Source organism: Leifsonia sp. HAY1-4F, from assembly GCF_056755275.1.
This window is the reverse complement of the sequence record NZ_JBNDHX010000563.1, coordinates 1-240: the sequence shown is the minus strand read 5'-3', so window position 1 is coordinate 240 and position 240 is coordinate 1. Positions and strand designations below refer to the sequence as shown.

The 240-nt window shown below is 62.9% G+C and carries 1 pseudogene; it reads right to left on the bottom strand.

Annotated features, from left to right (window positions below):
• Nucleotides 1–47 precede the first annotated feature (47 nt).
• Nucleotides 48–240 (bottom strand): annotated as a pseudogene (locus ACPYOG_RS20505) (hypothetical protein); the annotation flags it as partial.

Genomic DNA, 240 nt, shown 5'->3' with positions numbered 1-240 from the left:
CCCCCCCCCCCCCCCCCCCCTCGCCAAAAAGCAAACACCCCCCCAGATTAGCGAGTGTCTCGTGGGCTCGGAGATGTGTATAAGAGACAGTCGTACCGGTCGCCGTCCTCGTAGACGGTCAGGTCTTCCAGCAGCGGCATCTCAGAACCTCCTGGTGAGCGGCAGCGGCTTGCGCATCCTGATGAGCAGCAGGAGCGGGACGAGCTGTCTCTTATACACATCTCCGAGCCCACGAGCCAC